15 protein-coding genes are annotated in these 15,501 nt (G+C 73.1%); all 15 read left to right on the plus strand.

The features are described from left to right. Positions 1-41 precede the first annotated feature (41 nt). The 15 genes from ACIBQ6_RS26260 (at position 42) to ACIBQ6_RS26330 (ending at position 15,496) form a co-directional block, all read left to right on the plus strand. Complete coding sequence (locus tag ACIBQ6_RS26260; protein ID WP_397215035.1) at positions 42-1,382, plus strand: lanthionine synthetase LanC family protein; 1,341 nt, start codon at positions 42-44, stop codon at positions 1,380-1,382. Positions 1,383-1,729: 347 nt separating this feature from the next. Then, on the plus strand, positions 1,730-2,248 hold the full coding sequence (locus ACIBQ6_RS26265) for a flavin reductase family protein (protein ID WP_352349501.1): 519 nt from the start codon (positions 1,730-1,732) through the stop codon (positions 2,246-2,248). Next, positions 2,245-3,156, plus strand: coding sequence for a glutathione S-transferase C-terminal domain-containing protein (locus ACIBQ6_RS26270; protein ID WP_397215037.1), 912 nt, complete (start codon positions 2,245-2,247; stop codon positions 3,154-3,156). Before ACIBQ6_RS26265 ends, ACIBQ6_RS26270 begins: the two co-directional genes overlap by 4 nt. Next, entirely contained in the window at positions 3,153-4,475 is a 1,323-nt protein-coding gene (locus ACIBQ6_RS26275) for an NtaA/DmoA family FMN-dependent monooxygenase (RefSeq protein ID WP_358282997.1), read from the plus strand. The genes ACIBQ6_RS26270 and ACIBQ6_RS26275 overlap by 4 nt, the downstream gene beginning before the upstream one ends. After that, on the plus strand, positions 4,472-5,641 hold the full coding sequence (locus ACIBQ6_RS26280) for an LLM class flavin-dependent oxidoreductase (RefSeq protein ID WP_397215040.1): 1,170 nt from the start codon (positions 4,472-4,474) through the stop codon (positions 5,639-5,641). Before ACIBQ6_RS26275 ends, ACIBQ6_RS26280 begins: the two co-directional genes overlap by 4 nt. Then, positions 5,638-6,672, plus strand: coding sequence for an LLM class flavin-dependent oxidoreductase (locus ACIBQ6_RS26285; RefSeq protein WP_358283000.1), 1,035 nt, complete (start codon positions 5,638-5,640; stop codon positions 6,670-6,672). The genes ACIBQ6_RS26280 and ACIBQ6_RS26285 overlap by 4 nt, the downstream gene beginning before the upstream one ends. Next, entirely contained in the window at positions 6,669-7,757 is a 1,089-nt protein-coding gene (locus ACIBQ6_RS26290) for an LLM class flavin-dependent oxidoreductase (RefSeq protein ID WP_358283002.1), read from the plus strand. The genes ACIBQ6_RS26285 and ACIBQ6_RS26290 overlap by 4 nt, the downstream gene beginning before the upstream one ends. Before the next feature lie 111 nt (positions 7,758-7,868). Continuing rightward, positions 7,869-9,491 (plus strand): TIGR04028 family ABC transporter substrate-binding protein, encoded by a 1,623-nt coding sequence (locus tag ACIBQ6_RS26295; RefSeq protein WP_397215042.1) that lies wholly within the window; start codon positions 7,869-7,871, stop codon positions 9,489-9,491. Then, positions 9,488-10,417 (plus strand): ABC transporter permease, encoded by a 930-nt coding sequence (locus ACIBQ6_RS26300; protein ID WP_358283006.1) that lies wholly within the window; start codon positions 9,488-9,490, stop codon positions 10,415-10,417. The genes ACIBQ6_RS26295 and ACIBQ6_RS26300 overlap by 4 nt, the downstream gene beginning before the upstream one ends. Further along, entirely contained in the window at positions 10,414-11,202 is a 789-nt protein-coding gene (locus ACIBQ6_RS26305; RefSeq protein WP_352322612.1) for an ABC transporter permease, read from the plus strand. Before ACIBQ6_RS26300 ends, ACIBQ6_RS26305 begins: the two co-directional genes overlap by 4 nt. After that, on the plus strand, positions 11,199-12,746 hold the full coding sequence (locus ACIBQ6_RS26310) for a dipeptide ABC transporter ATP-binding protein (protein WP_397215046.1): 1,548 nt from the start codon (positions 11,199-11,201) through the stop codon (positions 12,744-12,746). Before ACIBQ6_RS26305 ends, ACIBQ6_RS26310 begins: the two co-directional genes overlap by 4 nt. Beyond that, entirely contained in the window at positions 12,743-13,735 is a 993-nt protein-coding gene (locus tag ACIBQ6_RS26315; protein WP_397215048.1) for a putative FMN-dependent luciferase-like monooxygenase, read from the plus strand. The genes ACIBQ6_RS26310 and ACIBQ6_RS26315 overlap by 4 nt, the downstream gene beginning before the upstream one ends. After that, positions 13,732-14,316, plus strand: a complete 585-nt coding sequence (locus tag ACIBQ6_RS26320; protein WP_358283014.1) for a CMD domain protein — start codon at positions 13,732-13,734, stop codon at positions 14,314-14,316. The genes ACIBQ6_RS26315 and ACIBQ6_RS26320 overlap by 4 nt, the downstream gene beginning before the upstream one ends. Next, positions 14,313-14,879 carry an alkylhydroperoxidase domain protein gene (locus ACIBQ6_RS26325; RefSeq protein ID WP_397215050.1) on the plus strand — a complete coding sequence of 189 codons (567 nt, stop codon included), beginning with the start codon at positions 14,313-14,315 and terminating at the stop codon, positions 14,877-14,879. Before ACIBQ6_RS26320 ends, ACIBQ6_RS26325 begins: the two co-directional genes overlap by 4 nt. Next, on the plus strand, positions 14,876-15,496 hold the full coding sequence (locus ACIBQ6_RS26330) for a VOC family protein (protein WP_397215053.1): 621 nt from the start codon (positions 14,876-14,878) through the stop codon (positions 15,494-15,496). Before ACIBQ6_RS26325 ends, ACIBQ6_RS26330 begins: the two co-directional genes overlap by 4 nt. Positions 15,497-15,501: the final 5 nt, after the last annotated feature.

The raw sequence follows: 15,501 nt of genomic DNA on the forward strand, positions 1-15,501 counted from the left end.
AAAAGGCCAATTTTCCTACCGGAAGTGTGGGAGAATGGAGTATGGGCTTGGACCGGACCCGCTCGCCGAGTGAGCGCGCCGAGACTCCGCTGACCGCCGCGATCATGGCGGGCCGCTGGATCCGCACCGCCGCCGTCGACGACGGCAGAGGCCGCCACTGGCGCGCCAACCCCGACCCCCGTGGCAGGTCGGCCGCCGCCGGCGACTCCGCCTCCCTGTACGCGGGCGCGGCCGGCATCGTGCTGTTCTTCCTGGAACTGGCCGCCGCCACCGGCCACGAGGCGTACCTGGACGACGCCCGCAGAGGCGCCCGCTACCTGGCCGCCACCTGGCGCGAACGCGCCGACCTGACCCTCTACCACGGCCTGACCGGCACGCTCGTCGCGCTGATCGAGGCCGGCTGGGCCTTCGGCGACGGCGTCTTCGAGGAGGAGGCCGTCGCGGTGGCCGACACGATCGTCCGCGCCGCCCGCCCGCTGGACGGCGGCCTCGGCTGGACCCGCGAGCCCGCCCAGCGCGGCGACGGCGGGATCGTGCTCGGGCTGCTCCAGGCCGCCGCCGCGCTCGGCGTGCGCGGCTACGAGGAGACGGCGGTGGCGGCGGGCGAGCGCATCGCCGGGCTCGCCGTGCCCGGCCATCGTTTCGGCGACTGTGCCGACCTGCCGCTCGACGCCGTCACCCCGGGCTTCCTGTCCGGCACGGCGGGCACCGCCTTCCTGCTGGCCAGGCTCCACGGCGTCACGGGCGAGCGGCGTTTCCTGGAGGCGGCCGCCCGTGGCGCGGGCTTCGTGCGCGAGGTGAGCGCGGTGGCGGGCAGGTGCGCCGTCGTCCCGCACCATGTGCCGCAGGGGCGCGAGCTGTACTACCTGGGCTTCTGTTCGGGCTCGGCGGGCGTGGCCCGGATGTTCTACGAGCTGTACCGGGTCACCGGCGACCCCGGCCACCTCGACTGGGTCGAACGGCTCGCGCACGGCGTCGTCGAGAGCGGCGCCCCCCTCCGGCAGACCGACGGCTTCTGGAACGTGGCCTGCCAGTGTTGCGGCGCGGCCGGGCTGCTCGAACTGTTCGTCGGCCTGTGGGCGGCGACCGGCGACGAAGCCCGCCTCGCGCAGGCCCAGGTGCTCGCCGGGCACCTCATCGGGCGCGGCGACAACCACGACGGGCAGGGGTTCCGCTGGTACCAGGCGTACCGGCGGCTGCGGCCGGGCGAGGTGAGCGCGGACACCGGGTACATGGTCGGCGCGGCCGGCATCGGGGCCGCCCTGCTCCACCTCGACGCCGCCATGCAGCCCCGGCAGGCGCGCCGGGTCATCCTGCTGCCGGACAACCCCTTCCCGGCGATCCCGGTGCCACCCGCCAAACTTCGCGATTCATCCCAATAAGGTATTCCCTTTAAAACCAGTAGGGAATATTGACTTGAGGCTCGCGGCGGCCTAGCGTCGTTGGCATGAGCCAGGGCACTCTCCTGACCAGGCGCCCGCACGTGGACTTCGGCCACGTCGCCAGCGCCCAGTGTCGTTGATCACGGACCAGCAGCCGCCCGCCTTCCCCTGAGCGCTCCAGCGTGGCCGACGCCGTCCACGCCTCCGCTGACGAACCCTCGCGTGCCCCCTTCCCGGCGCTCCCGGCCCGGCCGCCGGGAGCGGCGTGAGCACGCCCTCTCTCCCGTGAGGAGCCTTTCCGTGATCGCAATCAGACCCGTCCGCCCGTACCGAGCGGAGGCCGGCGCATGACCGACACCCTGCCCGACCAGCAGGCCGTCGGCGCCGACGTGTTCCGCCAGGCGCTCGCCGTGCACGCCAGCGGAGTGGTGGTGATCACCGCGCAGAGCGAGGGCATCCCCGTGGGGCTCACCGCCACCTCGTTCTCCTCGGTCAGCCTCGACCCGCCGCTCGTCTCCTTCTACGTGGACCAGTCCTCCACCACCTGGCCGTGGTTGCGCGGGGCCGACCACTTCGCGGTCAACATCCTGGCCAGCGACCAGGCCGAGCTGGCGGCGCGGTTCGCGCGCAAGGGGGTGGACAGGTTCGCCGCGCCCACGCGGTGGCGGGCGGGGCCGCTCGGCGCGCCGCTGCTCCAGGACGTCTCCGCCCACCTGATCTGCCTGCCGTACGAGACCGTCGAGGTCGGCGACCACGTGCTGGTCGTCGGCCTGGTGGCCGAGGCGGCCACGCACAACGCCGGCCGCCCGCTGCTCTACCACCAGGGCCGGTTCGGCCGCTTCCTACCCCACCAGGAGAACCTGTGACCGCCACCACCGGCACGCCGGTCTACGCCGGCCCGCTCGACCGGATCGCCTACGGCCGCTACGGCCCCGGCCGCCTGCACCTGTCGGCCGGCTGGGACCGCCCGGTCTACCCCTTCCAGGACCGCGTCACCGCCGACGGCACCAGCGGCTACCGCGCCGAGCCCGGCCGCTACCACGTCTATGCCGCCTGGACCTGCCCCTACGCCCAGCGCGTCGCGATCGTCCGCAAGCTCAAGCGCCTGGAGGACGTCGTCTCGTTGTCGTACGTGGACGACGAGCGAGACGGCCGGGGCTGGGCCTTCAGGGAGCGCAGGGGCCCGGACCCGGTCAACGGGTTCGCCTTCCTGGAGCAGGCCTACGACGCCACCGAGAAGGGCTACCCGGGCCACATCTCGGTGCCCGTGCTCTGGGACAGGGCACGGCGCAGGATCGTCAGCAACAACTTCCCCGACATCACGATCGACCTGGCCACCCAGTTCGAGAAGTGGGCCGACACCTCGGTCGACCTCTACCCCGAGCACCTGCGCGCCGAGATCGACAAGCTGAACGCGTGGATCTACCACGACGTCAACACCGGCGTCACCCGGGTGGCCCCCGCCGGCACCGAGGCCGCCCGCGAGGACGAGCGCCACCGCGTCGTCGCGGCCCTGGAACGCCTGGACGAACGCCTGGCCGAGCAGCGTTTCCTGACCGGCGACACGATCACCGAGGCGGACGTGCGGCTGTGGGTGACGCTGGCCAGGTTCGACGCATTGCACAACCGCGAGCACCTCATCAGCGAGCGCGAGCTGCCCGACTTCGAGCACCTCTGGGGCTACGCCCGCGACCTCTACCAGCGCCCGGCGTTCGGCGAGACCGTCGAGGGCCTGCCCGCCGCCTGGGACACGCCGCACGGGCGGGGCCGGTGACGCGCAAGAGGCAGGTGCACCTCGCCGCGCACTTCCCCGGCGTGAACAACACCACCGTGTGGGCCGACCCCCGGTCGGGGAGCCAGATCGACTTCGCCTCGTTCGTCCACCTCGCCAGGACGGCCGAGCGCGGCACGTTCGACTTCTTCTTCCTGGCCGAGGGGCTGCGGCTGCGCGAGCTCAAGGGCCGCATCCACGACCTGGACGTGGTCGGCAGGCCCGAGGCGCTGACCGTGCTCAGCGCCCTGGCCGCGGTGACCTCGCGGCTCGGGCTCGCGGGCACGGTCAACGCCACCTTCAACGAGCCGTACGAGCTGGCCAGGCGGCTGTCCACGCTCGACCACCTGAGCGAGGGCCGGGCCGCCTGGAACGTGGTGACCACCTCCGACGCCTTCACCGGCGAGAACTTCCGCCGCGGCGGCTTCCTCGACCCCGCCGACCGGTACCGGCGGGCCGAGGAGTTCGTCCGGCTGTCGCGCGAGTTGTGGGACTCCTGGCAGCCGGACGCCGTGCTCGCCGACCAGGGCGCGGGCCGTTTCCTGCGGGAGGGCGCGATCGGCACGGTCAGCCACCGGGGCAGGCACTTCACCGTCGAGGGCCGGTTCACGCTGCCGCGCTCCCCGCAGGGACACCCGGTGATCATCCAGGCCGGCGACTCGGACGACGGCCGCGAGTTCGCCGCCGCCCACGCCGACGTGGTCTTCACCCCGCACGGCAGGCTGGAGGACGGCAGGCGCTTCTCCGCCGACGTCAAGGGCCGCCTGGCCCGGTACGGCCGGGAGCCCCACCAGCTCAAGATCATGCCCGGTGTGACGTTCGCGCTGGGCGACACCGACGAGGAGGCCGCCGAGAACGCGGCCAGGATCCGGCGGCAGCAGGTCGGGCCGCAGACCGCGATCGCGTTCCTGGAGCAGGTGTGGGGGCGGGACATGTCGGCCTTCGACCCCGATGGACCGTTCCCCGACGTCGAGCCGGACCTGTCCCAAGGCGTCTCCCAGGGACGGGTGCCGATCAAGGACCGTGCCGAGGTGGCGGCCAAATGGCGGGCCCTGGCCGCGGAGAAGGGGCTGAGCATCCGCGAGCTGGTGATCGAGGTCACCGGACGGCAGACGTTCGTCGGCACCCCCGAGGGCGTGGCCCGGCAGATGGACGAGCACGTGCAGGCCGGCGCGGCCGACGGCTTCATCCTCGTCCCGCACCTGACCCCCGGCGGGCTGGACGAGTTCGTCGACCGGGTGGTGCCGGCGCTGCGCGAACGCGGCGTCTTCCGCACGGAGTACACCGGGACCACCCTGCGCGAGCACCTGGAGCTGTCATGACGCTGCACCTGGCCGTGGCCCTGGACGGCGCGGGCTGGCACCCCGCCGCCTGGCGTGCGGCCCCCGGCACGCGGCTCTTCTCGGCCGGTCACTGGGCGGGGCTGGTCGCCGAGGCCGAGCGCGGGCTGCTCGACTTCGTCACCATCGAGGACGCCCTGGGCCTGCAGTCCACCCGGCCCGACGGCCCCGACGACCGCACCGACCAGGTACGCGGCCGGTTCGACGCGGTGCTGCTCGCGGCCCGGCTGGCGCCGCTGACCACCCGGATCGGCCTGGTGCCGACGGCCACCACCACGCACACCGAGCCGTTCCACGTGGCCATCGGCATCGCCACCCTCGACCACGTCAGCGGCGGCCGGGCGGGCTGGCGGCCGCAGGTCTCGGCGCGGGCGAGCGAGGCGGCCCACTTCGGCCGCCGCCGGTTCGCCCCGCTCGACCAGGTGCTGAACCGGCCCGGCGGGGTGGACCTGTCGGCCGACCCGCACGTGCGCGCCCTGTTCGCCGAGGCCGCCGACGCCGTGGAGGTGGCCCGCCGGCTCTGGGACAGCTGGGAGGACGACGCCGAGATCAGGGACGTGGCCACCGGCCGGTTCGTCGACCGCGGCAAACTCCACCACATCGACTTCGAGGGTGGGTTCTTCTCGGTGCGGGGGCCGTCCATCACGCCCAGGTCACCGCAGGGGCAGCCGGTGGTGGCCGCGCTGGCCCACGCGCGGCTGCCGTACGAGTTCGCGGCGGGCGGCGCGGACGTCGTCTTCGTCACGCCGCGCTCGGCCGAGCACGCGCGGGAGATCGTCCAGGAGGTCCGGGGGCTCTCCGGCGACCTGCGGATCTTCGCCGACCTGCTCGTCTTCCTGGGCCCGGACGCGGCCCGGCGCAAGGCGCGGCTCGACGAGCTGGACGGGGCCGAACTGACCTCCGACGCGGCGATCTTCACCGGCGACGCGGGGGAGCTGGCCGGCCTGCTGCTGGAGTGGCGGCGGGCCGGGATCGAGGGCTTCCGGCTGCGGCCGGGGGCGGTGCCGTACGACCTGGAGCGGATCAGCCGGGAGCTGACGGCCGAGCTGCGCGGGCGCGGGGCCTTCAGGAGCGGGTACGAAGCCCGGACGTTACGCGGGCTGCTCGGCCTGCCGCGCCCGGCGAGCAGGTACGCGGAGGTGTCATGAAATTTCTGGGCATCACATTGATCGTCCACAGCGACGGCCGGTCACCCACGGAACGATTCCGCGAGGTCGTCGAGACCGCCGTGCTCTTCGAGGAACTGGGCTTCGACGGCTACGGCGTGGGCGAGCGGCACGAGCGGCCCTTCATCTCCTCCTCGCCCCCGGTCGTGCTCAGCCACATCGCCGCCAGGACGTCCAGGATCAGGCTGTTCACCGCGGTCACCACGCTGAGCCTGCTCGACCCGGTCCGCGCCTACGAGGACTACGCCACGCTCGACCACCTGTCCGGCGGCCGGCTCGAACTGATCGTCGGCAAGGGCAACGGCGCGGCGCAGGCCAGGCTCTTCCACGTCACCGCCGCGGACCAGTGGGAGCGCAACCGCGAGTCGTACGAGCTGTTCCGCCGCCTGTGGCGGGAGGACCGGGTCACCTGGCAGGGCCGCTTCCGGCCCGCGCTGACCGACGCCGAGACCTGGCCGCGCCCGCTGCAACGGCCGATCAGGGTCTGGCACGGCAGCGCGACCAGCAAGGAGTCGGTCGAGCTGGCCGCCCGCCACGGCGACCCGCTGTTCTCGGCCAACGTCACCAACCCCATCGAGCCCTACGCCGAGCTGATCGACCACTACCGCGAACGCTGGGCCCATCACGGCCACGACCCCGCCGACGCCCTGGTGGGGGCGGGCAGCGCGGGCTACTACGCGGCCCGCACCTCGCAACGGGCCCTGGCCGAGTACCGGCCGATCTACCAGGCCCGCCTGGAGACGTTCCGGCGGGCCGGCGTGCGGCCGGTCTTCCCCACCCTGGAGGACGCCGTCGAACGCGGCTCGATCCTGGTTGGCAGCCCGCAGCAGATCATCGACAAGGTGCTGCGCTACCACAAGCGGTTCGGGCACGAGGTCATGCACCTGCCCGCCGACGCCGACGGCCTGACGCCGGGGCAGCACCGGGAGACGCTGGAGCTGTTCCAGACCGAGATCGCGCCGGCGCTGCGCGCGGAGATCCCCAGCCGCCCGTTCCCGGGGAGCGCGTCATGAGCCTGTCCGTCCTCGACCTGGCCCCCATCAGCTCGGGCGGCACCGCGGGCCAGGCGTTACGCGACACGATCGAGCTCGCCCGGCGCGCGGAGGAGTTCGGCTACGCCCGTTACTGGCTGGCCGAGCACCACTTCGCCCCGGGCGTGGCCGGCTCGGCCCCCGCCGTGCTGATCGGCCTGGTGGCGGCGGCCACCTCGACGATCAGGGTCGGCTCGGGAGCCGTGCAGCTCGGCCACCGGACGCCGGTGTCCGTGGTGGAGGAGTTCGGGATCATCGACGCGCTGCATCCGGGCCGGCTCGATCTGGGCATCGGGCGCTCGGGGCGGCGCGGGGCCGAGCCGGCTCCCGCACGTCCGGCGAGCACGGAGGCCAGGGTGGTGGACGGGCTGCTCGTCCCGCCGCCCTTCGACTGGTCGCGGCTGGCGAAGATCCCCCGCCTGGCCTTCCAGGCGAGCCTGCTCCAGCAGCCCGGAGCGGTGACGCCCGACTTCGCCGACCAGGTCGACGAGGTGCTGGCGCTGCTCGGCGGGACCCACGAGGCCCACGTGACGCCCGGCGAGGGGGCCGACGTCCAGGTGTGGATCCTGGGCAGCAGCGGCGGGCAGAGCGCCCGGGTCGCGGGGGAGCGCGGGTTGCCGTTCGCGGCCAACTACCACGTCAGCCCGTCGAGCGTGCTGGAGGCCGTGGAGGCGTACCGCGAGGCGTTCAAGCCGTCGGACGAGCTGGCCGAGCCGTACGTGATCGTGTCGGCCGACGCGGTGGTGGCCGAGGACGAGGCCAGGGCGCGTGAGCTGGCCTCGCCGTACGGGTTGTGGGTGCGCAGCATCAGGACGGGGGCGGGCGCGATGCCGTACCCGACGCCGTCGGAGGCGGCCCGGCACGTCTGGACCGAGGCCGACCGCGCGCTGGTCAAGGACCGGATCGACACCCAATTCGTCGGCACGCCGCGGGCCGTGGCCGAGGGGCTGCGCGTGCTGCGCCGGGTCACCGGGGCCGACGAGTTGCTGGTCACCACCATCACCCACGACCCCGCCGACCGCGTGCGCTCCTACGAACTGCTCGCCGAGGCCTGGGCGCGTCCGTGACCCGGAGACGCCTGTGACGCTGCGACCGAAGCCCCTGGTGGCTTCGGTCGCGCGTTTGCTGTAGCCTTTTCCTACTTTTTAGGTATGTTTTGTCTGAAAGGCAGTACCCCCATGTCCTCATCCAGCCTGCGCACCGCAGCCGTCATGCTCGCCGTCGTTGGGCTCCTCGGCGCCTGTGGCGGCCAAGGGGGTGCTGCCGGCGCGGCGCCGTCCAGCGGTCAGCCGGTCTACGGCGGCACGCTGACCTACCTGGAGCACCAGCCGCCCACCTGCCTCTACCTGCCGGCCGCCGGCTTCTATCCCAACGGCGGCATCCTCAACCAGATCACCGACAAGCTGACCTGGCAGAACCCGCAGACCCTGGAGATCGAGCCCTGGATCGCCACCAAGTGGGAGGTGAACGAGGACGCCACCGAGTACACCTTCCACCTGCGCCAGGGCGTGACCTTCAGCGACGGCAGCCCGCTCGACGCCGCCGCCGTCGCCGCGAACTTCGACGTGTACGGCCTCGGGAACACCGAGCTCAAGCTGCCGGTCGCCGAGTTCGTCAACAACTACGAGCGCAGCGAGGTCGTCGACCCGCTGACCGTGAAGTTCCACTTCAAGAAGCCCTCTCCCGGCTTCCTCCAGGGCACCTCGGTCATCGGGGCCGGGCTGGTGTCGAAGAAGACGATCTCGCTGCCGTACGAGCAGCAGTGCCAGCTGAAGAACATCGTCGGCTCGGGCCCCTTCACGCTGAAGAAGCAGATCGTCGACAAGGAGGTGGACCTGGCCGCCCGCAAGGACTACGACTGGGCGCCGCCGTCGTCGAAGCACCAGGGGCGGGCGTACCTGGACGAGATCAAGATCATCGTGACGCCCGAGGACAACGTCCGGGTCGGCGCGCTGACCTCCGGCCAGGCTGACTTCGTGCGCTACGTCCAGGCGTACGACGAGAAGACCGTCAAGGACGCCGGCTTCCAGATCTACGCCGAGCCGACCAGGGGCGTGAACAACGGCCTGTACCTGCGGCCGTCCAACAGCATCCTGAAGGACCTCGACGTGCGCAAGGCGCTGCAGGCGGGCACTGACGTCAAGGAGGTCGTGGACACCCTGTTCACCGCGAGCTACCCGCGGGCCACCTCCGTGCTCAGCCATCTCGCCCAGGGCTACCTCGACCTGTCCAAGGACCTGGCCTACGACCCGGCCAAGGCCAACGCGCTGCTCGACAAGGCCGGCTGGACCAGGGGCGCCGACGGCGTGCGCGAGAAGGACGGCGTCAAGCTGCGGCTGGGCGTCTTCGTCGCCGGCCCGCAGCCGCTGTCCAAGCAGACGCTCGAACTCGTCGGCCAGCAGTGGGCCAAGCTCGGCGTGCAGCTGGAGATCCGCCCCGCCGACGCCGGCACCCAGGCCGTGGACATCAAGGACGCCGAGAAGACCGCCGTCGCGCACAGCATGGTCGGCCGCGCCGACCAGGACGTCATCAAGAGCCACTTCCACAGCCAGAACCGCGACGTCATCCTGTCCAAGGACAAGAAGCTCGACACCCTGCTGGAGGAGGAGTCCGCCGAGCCCGACAACGCCAAGCGCAACGCCAAGGTCGGCGAGATCCAGCGGTACGTGATCGACCAGGGCTACGCCATCCCCCTGTTCGAGGAGCCCCAGGTGTACGGCGGCGCGCCGTACGTCAAGGGCGTGGCCTTCGAGGCGGTCGCCCGGCCGTGGTTCTACTCGGCGTGGAAGGCCCAGCAATGACCAGGTATCTCCTGACGCGGGCCGGGCAGGCGGTGCTCGTGTTGTGGGCCGCCTTCACCGCGAGCTACGTGCTGCTGCAACTGCTGCCCGGCGACTCGATCCTGATCAAGTTCCAGAACCCCGAGCTCGGCCTGTCGCCGCAGCAGATCGCCGACATCCGGGCCTACTACAGCGGCGGCTCGCCGGTCGGCGAGTACCTGCGCACCCTGACCGGCTTCCTGACCGGCGGCTTCGGCTACTCGATCGACACCGGCACCCCGGTGGTCGAGCGCCTGGGCGAGGCGTTGCCCGAGACGGCCCGGCTGGCCTCGGCGGCGTTCGTCCTGGCGGTGCTGCTCGCCGTGGTGATCGCGTTCGTGGCGAGCTACAGCAGGACGTCGTGGCTGCGCGGGGCGCTGCTGTCGGTGCCGTCGCTGTTCATCTCGGTCCCGGCGTTCTGGCTGGGGATCCTGCTGATCCAGGTCTTCTCCTTCCGGCTGCGGCTGGTGCCGGTCATCGGGGGCGGCGAGCTGCAGCAGCTCGTCCTGCCGGTGCTGACGCTGGCCGTGCCGATCTCGGCGCCCATCGCGCAGGTGCTGGCGCGCGGCATCGACCAGGTGTACGCGCAGCCGTTCGTGCCGGTGATCGCGGCCAAGGGCGCCACCCGCTGGTGGATCCTGTGGCGGCACGTGGCGCGCAACGCCGTCCTGCCGACGCTGACCGTGGCGGGCCTGACGTTCGGCGAGCTGATCGCGGGCTCGGTCGTGACGGAGACCGTCTTCGGCCGCAACGGCATCGGGCGGCTCACCGAGCAGGCCGTGACCGCCCAGGACACGCCGGTGATGCTGGCCGTGGTGGTGCTCGCCGCGGCGGTGTTCGTCCTGGTCAACTTGGTGGTGGACGTGTTGTTCCCGGTGCTCGACCCGCGGCTGAAGGCGGCGTCGTGAGGGCGGGCCTGATCCTGTCCTGGACGGTGATCGCCGTGGCGCTGTTGTGGGCGGTCGTCCCGGGGCTGTTCACCGGGTACGACCCGATCGCCGGCGTGCCGGTCGAGAAGCTCCAGGCGCCGAGCGGGCAGCACCTGTTCGGCACCGACGCCGTCGGGCGGGACGTGTTCGCGCGGGTGGTGCACGGGGCCGTGCACTCGTTGTCGGGGGCGTTCGTCGCCGTCGCGGTCGGCCTGCTGCTCGGCACGCTGCTCGGGCTGCTGGCCGGCTCGCTCGGCGGGGTGCCCGACGCCGCCGTCATGCGGGTCGTGGACGTGCTGCTGTCGGTCCCCGGCCTGCTCCTGGCCCTGGTCGTGATCATCCTGCTCGGCCCGGGGACGGTGAACGTGGCCGTCGCGGTCGGCGTCGGCTCGGTGGCCGCGTTCGCCCGGCTGTCGCGGTCGGAGGTCGTCCGGGTGCGCCGCACCGACTACGTCGAGGCCGCGTTCGGCAGCGGCGGCCGGTTCACCGCGGTGTTGTGGCGGCACGTGCTGCCCAACTCGCTCGGTCCCGTCGTCGCGCTGGCCGCCCTGCAGTTCGGCGTGGCCATCCTGGCCATCTCGACGCTCGGCTTCCTCGGCTACGGCGCCGAGCCGCCGACCCCCGAGTGGGGGCTGCTCATCGCCGAGGGCCGCAACTACCTGGCCACGTCCTGGTGGCTGACCACGCTGCCCGGGGCCGTGGTGGTCGCGGTCGTGCTCGCCGCCGGCCGGATCAGCCGGTCCATCGCCAAGGAGTCCTCGTGAGCCTGCTCGACGTCCGCGACCTCGCGGTCTCCTACGACGGCCGCCCGGCGGTCCACGGCGTCTCCTTCACCGTCGAGCCGGGCGAGGTGGTCGCGGTGGTCGGCGAGTCGGGGTCCGGCAAGACCACGACCGCGCACTCGATCATCGGCCTGCTGCCGCGCAACGCCTCGCTCGACCGCGGCAGCGTGCTGCTGGGGGAGAACGACCTGGCGACCTGGTCGCCGCGGCGGATGGAGTCCGTCCGGGGGGCCCAGATCGGGCTGGTCCCGCAGGACCCGTCCAACTCGCTCGACCCGGTCAAGACGGTCGGGGCGCAGATCGCCGAGGTGCTGCGCATCCACAAGCGCGGCGACCGGGCCGCCGTCCGGCGCCGGGTCGTCGAGCTGCTCACCCGCGTCGGCCTGCCCGACCCCGAGACGCGGGCCCGTCAGTACCCGCACGAGCTGTCCGGCGGCATGCGCCAGCGCGTGCTGATCGCCATCGCCGTCGCGCTCGAACCCCGGCTGATCATCGCCGACGAGCCCACCAGCGCCCTGGACGTCACCGTGCAGCGGCGCATCCTGGACCTCATCGACGACCTGCGCGCCGAGTTCGGCACCGCCGTGCTGCTGGTCACCCACGACCTCGGCGTGGCCGCCAGCCGCTCGGACCGGCTGGTCGTCATGAAGGACGGCCGCGTCGAGGAACAGGGCCCGACCAGGGAGATCCTGGCGGCGCCCGGCGCGGACTACACCCGCGGGCTGCTGCACGACGCCCCCGCGCTGTCGGCCCGCCCCTTCCGCGAGCCGGTGGCCGCCGAGCCCGCGATCGTGGTGCGCGACCTGGTCAAGGAGTTCCGGTCGGGGCGGCGGCCTTTCCGGGCCGTGGACGGCGTCTCGTTCGAGGTGCCGCGCGGCACCACGCACGCGCTCGTCGGGGAGTCGGGGTCCGGCAAGACCACCACCGCGCGCATGGTGGTGCGCTTCGCCGAGCCCACGTCGGGCACGGTCACCGTCGCCGGGGCGCCCGACGGCCGCGGCTTCCGCCGGCACGTCCAGCTCGTGCACCAGAACCCGTACGGGTCGCTGGACCCGCGGCAATCGGTCGCCGACATCGTGGAGGAGCCGTTGCGCAACTTCCGGCTCGGCGACCGGGCCGCCCGCCGGGCCCGCGTCGCGGAGCTCCTCGACCGGGTGGCGCTGCCCGCGGACGTGTCGTCGCGCCGGCCGCGCGAGCTGTCGGGCGGGCAGCGGCAGCGGGTGGCCATCGCCCGCGCGCTGGCCGCAGGCCCGGAGGTGCTGGTGCTCGACGAGGCCGTCTCGGCGCTCGACGTCACGGTCCAGGCGCAGATCCTCGACCTGCTCGGGCAGCTCCAGCGCGACCTCGGCCTGACCTACCTCTTCATCTCGCACGACCTGGCGGTGGTGCGGCAGATCTCGCACACCGTCTCCGTCATGAACAAAGGACGCATCGTGGAATCAGGATCCACCCGGCGGGTCTTCACCGACCCGGCCGACGACTACACCCGCGAGCTGCTCGCCGCCATCCCGGAGCCGGTGCGATGAGGCTCGGCTTCTTCACCCGCGTCCTGGACGAGGCGCCCCCGGCCGAGCGCTACCGGCTGGCCGCCGAGCAGATCGCGCACGCCGAGTCGCTCGGGTTCGACACCGCCTGGGTGGCGCAGCACCACTTCGACGGCGAGGAGGGCGGGCTGCCCGCGCCGCTGGTGTTCCTCGCCCACGTGGCGGCCCGTACCAGCCGCATCCGGCTCGGCACCGGCATCATCACGCTGCCGCTGGAGCACCCGGTGCGGGTGGCCGAGGACGCCGCCGTGCTCGACCTGCTCACCGGCGGGCGGCTGGAGATCGGGGTCGGCAGCGGCGGGACGCCGTCGTCGTTCGGGCCGTTCGGGCACGACAGCGGCGACCGCGCCGCCCTGTACGCCGAGCACCTCTCGATCCTGCTCAGGGCCTGGTCGGGGGAGGACCTGGGCGGCGGCAACCGGCTCTACCCGCCCGCGCCCCGGCTGCCCGGCGCGATCTGGGAGGCGACGTTCTCGCCCTCCGGCGGAGCGCGCGCCGGCCGGGCGGGCAACGGGCTCATGCTCTCGCGCACGCAGCCCCGCCCGGCCGACGATCCCCAGGCGACGCTGGCCGACCTGCAACGGCCGATCGTGGACGCCTACTACGAGAACCTGCCCGCGGGCGTCGTCCCGCGCATCGTGGCCTCGCGGACCGCGTTCGTGGCCGACAGCCGGGCAGAGGCGCTGCGCTGGGCCGAGCGGGGGCTCGGGCGCGGCCGGCTGCCGTGGGAGCTGCCCGGCGGCGACCTCGACAGCCGCATCGCCGCCTTCGACGTGCACGTGGGCACCCCGCAGGACGTCATCGACGGCCTGCGCGCCGATCCGACCCTCGAACGGGTCACCGACCTGGTCTTCCAGGTGCACTCGGTGGACCCGCCGCACCCGCTGGTCCTGCGTTCGACCGAGTTGCTGGCGACCGAGGTCGCACCCGCGCTCGGCTGGCTCCCCTCCACCGAAATGAGCTCCACATGATCAACGACGTCATCGACCACCTGGCCGGGATAAGACCGGGCTCCCGTCTCGACAAGCTGCGCGACCTGCGGCCCGCCGCCCGCGAGCACGCCCAGCGCGGCTTCGACGCGCTCTTCACCCCCGACGAGGAGGGGGAGGTCACCCTCGTCGAACGCGACGCCGTCGCGGCCTTCGTGGCCGGGCTGCACCGTGACGCCGTCGTCGCCGGCTTCTACGCCGACCGGCTCGCCGAGCTGGCCCCCGGCCTGCTGAAGGCCGTCGAGACCGAGGTCGAGGCGGGCGCCACCACCGGCCCGTACGGCGTCTACCCCGCGCCGCTGGCCGCCGAGAGCGACGAGGGCCTGCGCTACCGGGTCCGGAACCCGGACGAGCTGGGCGTCCGGCTCACCGCCGCGTTCGAGCACGCGCACCTGCTGGTGTTCCGGCCCCGCGAGGCTGATGAGCAGGCCCTGGAGGCGCTGGCCGCGGCCGGCTGGAGCCCGACGGGCGTGGTGACGTTGTCGCAGCTCGTCGCCTTCCTCGCCTTCCAGGTCCGGGTGGTCGGCGGCCTGCGGCTGCTCAACGCGGAGGTGGCGGCGTGAGCACCGGCTTCACCCAGGAACAGCTCGGCTGGCGGCCCTGGCTGCCGCCGCTCGCGCCGGAGGAGCTGACCGAGACCCACTACGAGGCGCTGGTGGACCGGGCGCGGGCGTCGTCGCCGTACTTCCTGCTGCTGGCCCGCGACCCCGAGATCCTGCACGCGCGCACGAAGACCGACAACGACATCTTCTACAACGCCGACGGCGGGCTGCCGCGCGCCGAGCGCGAGCTGGCCGCGACCGCGACCTCGCGGCGCAACGGCTGCGTGTTCTGCGCGTCGGTGCACGCCCGCTTCGCCGCCCACCACTCCAAGCGCCCGAAGGACGTGCAGCGCCTGCTCGACGAGGGGGTGGACGCGCCGCAGGACGGCACCTGGCGGGCGGTCGTCGACGCCTCGGTCGCGCTGGCCGCCACGCCCGTGGAGTTCGGGCCCGAGCACATCGCGGCGCTGCGCGCGGCCGGGCTGGACGACCTGGCGATCAGCGACACCATCCACGCCGCCGCCTTCTTCAACTGGGCGAACCGGCTCATGCTCTCACTCGGCGAACCGGAGGACCACCGATGACCGACCGTCACCTCGACCACCTCGTCTATGCCGTTCCCGACCTGCTCGCGGGGGTCGAGGACTTCGCCGCGCGGACCGGCGTGCGGCCCGTCCGGGGCGGCAGCCATCCCGGTGGCACCGCGAACTACCTGGTGCGCTTCGGGCCGACCGCGTACCTGGAGATCATCGGGCCGGATCCGAAGTCGGAAGTGCGGCCGCGGGCGTTCGGGCTGGCGACGCTGACCGAGCCGCGCCTGGCCGCCTGGGCCGTGCATCCGCAGGACCTGGACAAGACCGTGGAGCTGGCCCGCGAGCGCGGTTACGACCCCGGCGACGTGCAGCCGCTGTCCCGGCGCACCCCGTCCGGCGAGCTGCTGGAGTGGCGGCTCACCCGGCGCGAGGACCCCGCCGCGATCCGTCCGGTGCCCTTCCTCATCGACTGGGGGACGACCACCCACCCGGCCGCCACGGACCTGCCGCAGCTCGGCCTGGTCTCCTTCGCCGCCGTCCACCCCGACCCCGGCGCGCTCCGCCGCGACCTGGCCGCCCTCGACGTGACGCTCGACGTCACCGAGGGGCCGGAGCCCGGCCTGCGGGCCGTCGTCGACACCCCGCTCGGCCACGTGACCCTGAGCTGAACCCC

The organism is Nonomuraea sp. NPDC049655 (assembly GCF_044465465.1).
Taxonomy (GTDB): domain Bacteria; phylum Actinomycetota; class Actinomycetes; order Streptosporangiales; family Streptosporangiaceae; genus Nonomuraea.

What these genes read in the sequence shown, in the direction of transcription:
- ACIBQ6_RS26260 (WP_397215035.1), top strand. Translation starts at nt 42, where the DNA reads ATGGGCTTGGACCGGACCCGCTCGCCGAGTGAGCGCGCCGAGACTCCG.
- ACIBQ6_RS26265 (WP_352349501.1), top strand. Translation starts at nt 1,730, where the DNA reads ATGACCGACACCCTGCCCGACCAGCAGGCCGTCGGCGCCGACGTGTTC.
- ACIBQ6_RS26280 (WP_397215040.1), top strand. Translation starts at nt 4,472, where the DNA reads ATGACGCTGCACCTGGCCGTGGCCCTGGACGGCGCGGGCTGGCACCCC.
- ACIBQ6_RS26285 (WP_358283000.1), top strand. Translation starts at nt 5,638, where the DNA reads ATGAAATTTCTGGGCATCACATTGATCGTCCACAGCGACGGCCGGTCA.
- ACIBQ6_RS26290 (WP_358283002.1), top strand. Translation starts at nt 6,669, where the DNA reads ATGAGCCTGTCCGTCCTCGACCTGGCCCCCATCAGCTCGGGCGGCACC.
- ACIBQ6_RS26295 (WP_397215042.1), top strand. Translation starts at nt 7,869, where the DNA reads ATGTCCTCATCCAGCCTGCGCACCGCAGCCGTCATGCTCGCCGTCGTT.
- ACIBQ6_RS26300 (WP_358283006.1), top strand. Translation starts at nt 9,488, where the DNA reads ATGACCAGGTATCTCCTGACGCGGGCCGGGCAGGCGGTGCTCGTGTTG.
- ACIBQ6_RS26315 (WP_397215048.1), top strand. Translation starts at nt 12,743, where the DNA reads ATGAGGCTCGGCTTCTTCACCCGCGTCCTGGACGAGGCGCCCCCGGCC.
- ACIBQ6_RS26320 (WP_358283014.1), top strand. Translation starts at nt 13,732, where the DNA reads ATGATCAACGACGTCATCGACCACCTGGCCGGGATAAGACCGGGCTCC.
- ACIBQ6_RS26330 (WP_397215053.1), top strand. Translation starts at nt 14,876, where the DNA reads ATGACCGACCGTCACCTCGACCACCTCGTCTATGCCGTTCCCGACCTG.